Source organism: Desulfovibrio sp. 1214_IL3152, assembly GCF_036763055.1.
In the GTDB taxonomy this organism is placed as follows: domain Bacteria; phylum Desulfobacterota; class Desulfovibrionia; order Desulfovibrionales; family Desulfovibrionaceae; genus Desulfovibrio.
In genome coordinates, this window is sequence record NZ_JBAIYW010000430.1 from 1 (window position 1) to 3,999 (window position 3,999).

The 3,999-nt window shown below is 58.3% G+C and carries 3 protein-coding genes and 1 pseudogene; 1 reads left to right on the plus strand and 3 read right to left on the minus strand.

Annotation, left to right across the window (positions count from 1 at the left end; genetic code table 11):
• A pseudogene (locus V6C07_RS09075) lies at positions 1 to 298 on the plus strand (phosphate ABC transporter permease PstA); the annotation flags it as partial.
• A gap of 430 nt (positions 299 to 728) precedes the next feature.
• Here the strand turns inward: V6C07_RS09075 and V6C07_RS09080 are convergent.
• The 3 genes from V6C07_RS09080 to gpmI form a co-directional block, all read right to left on the minus strand.
• The gene (locus V6C07_RS09080) at positions 729 to 2,264 is read right to left on the minus strand and encodes an outer membrane homotrimeric porin (RefSeq protein WP_333536093.1); all 1,536 of its coding nucleotides are present in this window, start codon (positions 2,262 to 2,264) and stop codon (positions 729 to 731) included.
• 263 nt (positions 2,265 to 2,527) lie between these two features.
• The gene (locus V6C07_RS09085) at positions 2,528 to 2,770 is read right to left on the minus strand and encodes a hypothetical protein (protein ID WP_012624199.1); all 243 of its coding nucleotides are present in this window, start codon (positions 2,768 to 2,770) and stop codon (positions 2,528 to 2,530) included.
• Positions 2,763 to 3,999: 2,3-bisphosphoglycerate-independent phosphoglycerate mutase (gene gpmI, locus V6C07_RS09090; protein WP_333536095.1), on the minus strand; the 1,237-nt coding region annotated here is incomplete at its 5' end. The genes V6C07_RS09085 and gpmI, both read right to left, overlap by 8 nt.

A 3,999-nucleotide genomic window follows, 5' to 3' on the forward strand; every position in this document is an offset into this window, starting at 1 on the left:
GCCCTGCGCCCTGCCCGGCATGCTTACCGGGGCCATCCTTGGTGTGGCGCGCGCCGCTGGCGAAACCGCCGCCATCATGTTCACGGCGGCTGTTTTTTATACACCCAAGACTCCGGATTCCATCTTCAGCTCCGTTATGGCCCTGCCCTACCATATGTATGTGCTGGCTACCGCAGGCACAGAAATAGAAAAAACCCGCCCCCTGCAATACGGAACCGGGCTTGTGCTGCTGCTTCTGGTGCTGGGCATGAACCTGGCGGCCATACTGCTGCGCGACCGCCTGCAGCGCAAACGCTGATATTTGCCGGCCTTTTTACCTTTCCTGCCGCTCCCTTGGCGTTCCTTCCGGACTCCGCCGCCCGTCACCAAAATGGTGGGCGGCGTTTTCAACGCTGCATGGCAGGTCAAAGGTACAGCCAGCGCAGAACTTCAACGCATTTCATGCGCAACCTGCTCTGGCGGCTGTGCTGCACCGCGAAATGCATTGGGGCTGATATTTTTCTGGCAGCGCGCCCCTGCGTAAAAAAATGCCACGTCAGTGGCACAAATTACGTTATCAATGCAAAAAGGGGGAGCCGAAGCCCCCCCTTTGAAGTCATCTCGCTTGCCTTGCGGCAGGCTGTGCAGCTTTGAGCAGTTCAACCCCGAAAGGTTTCAATGCTCTGCCTGAAATGGACGCACGGTAAACGTGCTTCGCCGTCAGGCGACCATTTCAGGCATTAACTGTTCTAGAAGCTGTACGCGAAGACCACCTGGGCCTTCCACATATCCTGCTTGTCGAAGCTGCCGCCGCCGTTGGCCTTCTTCCAGGTGCTGTTGTCCATAAAGTTGGCAACGTAGTCCAGTTCAAGATTCATTTCGAGGTTTTCGTAAATCTTGTAGCTGTTCACCAGGTTGAATTCCAGCATGCCGTCGTTGGTGGTCAGGTACGGGCTGGGTGCGCCATCGCCATATTCCGTGGCCCAAGAGTACGCGTTGTCCATGTACTTGGCCATGGTGGGGCTGTTGGTGCCGCCAAAGTAGACCACGCGGAAGGTGTGCGACAGGTCTTCGATGAAGCTCATGTCGCGGATCTGCGCGCCGATACCCCAGGTGCCGGCGTAATCAACACTGTAGTCCTGACGGATCCAACCCATGTTACCGTCACCCATGAAAGAGGTAAAGTTGCCCATGGGTACAATGGAAGGCATGCGCTCGGAGCCGTTCTTGGGATTGCTGTCGTCACCGGAAGCATACCAGCCGAGAAGGCCGGGTACGCCCCAATCCAGCTTGTATTCCACCAGGGCCTTGGCAAGCCAGCCCTGACGTTCGGTACTGGAACGCTTGGTCACAGTGTTGCCGTTCTTCTCGGCGTCAAAGCGGCCCATGCCCTGCATATAGCCGTAGTTGATGTCCAGTTCGATGTTCAGCGGATCAAACATGGTCACGGCGATGGGCAGACCAGCCCAGAAGGCACCGCCGTACTCGTTGCCGGTGCGCCCGACATTGTTAACGCCGGTCATGCCAGGGTAGGGACGCAGAGTAAATTTCGGGTTACCATCGCGAGTGCCGATGGCATCATAACGGTTTTCGTCCTTATTCCAGGTTTTCAGGGCGTTCTTGCCCACCATGCCGTACATGGCCCAGGGGGTCACGTTCACGCCGTCAAAGGTCAGGGGGACCATCAGGCTGAACAGATCCATATTGTCAAGATAGTTATTTTTCTTGGTGTTGTCGGCGTCAACGTAGTTGTCGTTCAGCGGACGCGCCCACAGGGCGGTCAGGCCGACGTTTTCGTTGAACTTGTAGTTGACGGTGATGCCGGCAACGTCGGTATCCATAACAGCGGAGCCGCCGGCCACGTTGGGCAGGGCCACGCCCTGGATGCCCATGCGCACCTTGGCGTCGGTATCGGGCACGATCCAGTCGAGGTACGCGCGCTTCAGCCTGATCTGGTTGGAACTGTCAGCGCCGAGGGCGCCGCCGCTCTTGGACTGGCCCCAGGTTGTGGTGCCGATTTCAAAGTACACGGTGCCGGACAGGGCTTCGGAAGCCACGGCATCCAACTGCAGGCGCAGGCGCTGAGCGGCTTCAAAGTGGTCATTGCTGTTGAACTTGCTGCTCTTGCCGGTGTCGCCGTCACGATAGTTCTTGATGGGGTTGGCATCGCCCACGCCGAAGCCCATGAGCCACTGGCCCTTGGCCTTGAAGTCAATGGCGCTGGCGCCGGTGGCCGCGCCCAAAAGCAGGCCGGCGGCCAGCACGAGTGTACAGATACGTTTCATAGCCCTTCCTCTCTTTAAAAAAACATCCCAAAAAAAATACAGCAACCTACGTTTAGGTTGAAATTCTTTCTACACGGATTCAGTTTCAGTGGCAAGAATTTTCGTAAAAAAATTTTAACCGACATCAAAAAACCTTGCCCCGCCCTCTTTTTGGGGCGCTCAGGAGACGTAAAAAACGGCATTTGCTCTTGCAGATGCCGTTTTTACTGCCGAATGTTTCCGGTCCGCTCACGAAAAAATCCGCAAGCGTTTCAAACATCGTGTTACAAAAAATCTGGATCAGCGGCAGCCTTGCCTTCCGCCAGCATGATGCGCACATAATGCAGGCTGTGCTCGTCCACAGGAATGATGGGAAAACCCTGCCCGCAGCCCGGGCAACGCACCATGCGCGGCTCCGTTGGGCTGGCCTGAGGCACATGCTTGCCACAACCCGGACACTGATAAAAGAAAAGGATTTCCATGCCATCCGGGGCCACAGGCTCTATGGGCCGTTTACGTTCAGCCACGGGCGTCCTCCCTTTTGTCCGAATCTGTTTCCTGCCCACGGGCCAGATTTTGCCCCGTCATGAGGGAAGATGGGGCAAGGCCCCACAAAGCCAGCAGCGTGGGCGCCACATCGGCCAGCCTGCCGTCGGCCAGTTTTTTGACCTCGCCGCCCGGCTCAAGCAGGATGCAGGGTACGGGATTGGTGGTGTGGGCCGTTTGCGGCTGGCCTTCGGGCGTAAGCATGACTTCGCAGTTGCCGTGGTCGGCAATGACGAGCATGCGCCCCTGGCGGGCTTCAACAGCCTCGACCATGCGGCCCACGCACTTGTCCACCACCTCGCATGCCTCAACGGCTGCCTCTAGAACCCCTGTGTGACCGACCATGTCGCCGTTGGCAAGATTGCAGACCACAAGATCATACTGGCCGGAATTCCAGGCCTTGATAAACTCGTCCGTCACAAGGGGCGCGCTCATGGCAGGTTTGAGGTCATAGGTCGCCACGTCGCGGGGAGAAGGCACAAGGATGCGGTCTTCGCCCGTAAACGGCTCTTCCACGCCGCCATTGAAGAAATAGGTCACGTGGGCGTATTTTTCCGTTTCAGCCAGCCGCAGCTGGCGCATGCCCTGGCGCGACACCACCTGCCCAAGCCCCTGATCCACCGCTTCTTTGGGAAAGGCCACTGGCAGATTGAAGCTGGCCTCGTAAGAGGTCATGGAGGCCAGGGCCGACAGCACGGGCATTTTGCCCCTGTCAAAGCCCTCAAAACCGGGCGTGATGAAGGCAGCGGTCAATTCCCGCATCCGGTCTGCCCGGAAGTTAAAGAAAAAAACCGCATCGCCATCGGCCAGACCGGGCGTGGCATCGCCTGTGGAGAAGCGCACGGGCTTCAGAAATTCATCGGTAATGCCCCCGGCATAGGAAGCTTCCACCGCTGTCACGGGATCGGCCGCCAGAGGGGCCGTGCCATGCACGATCACATCCCAGGCTTCCTTGACGCGCTCCCATCGCTTGTCGCGGTCCATAGCGTAAAAACGCCCCACCAGACCGGCAATACGCGTCTGCGGCTGATTCTTTATGCTGGCCTCAAGGGCGCGTACAAAATCCACCCCGCTATGGGGCGGGCAGTCGCGCCCGTCTGTAAGGCCGTGAATGCGCACAGGAACCTCCTGCGCAGCCGCCATATCGCACAGGGCCTCAAGGTGGCGAATGTGGCTATGCACGCCGCCGTCAGACAGCAGGCCCACAAGA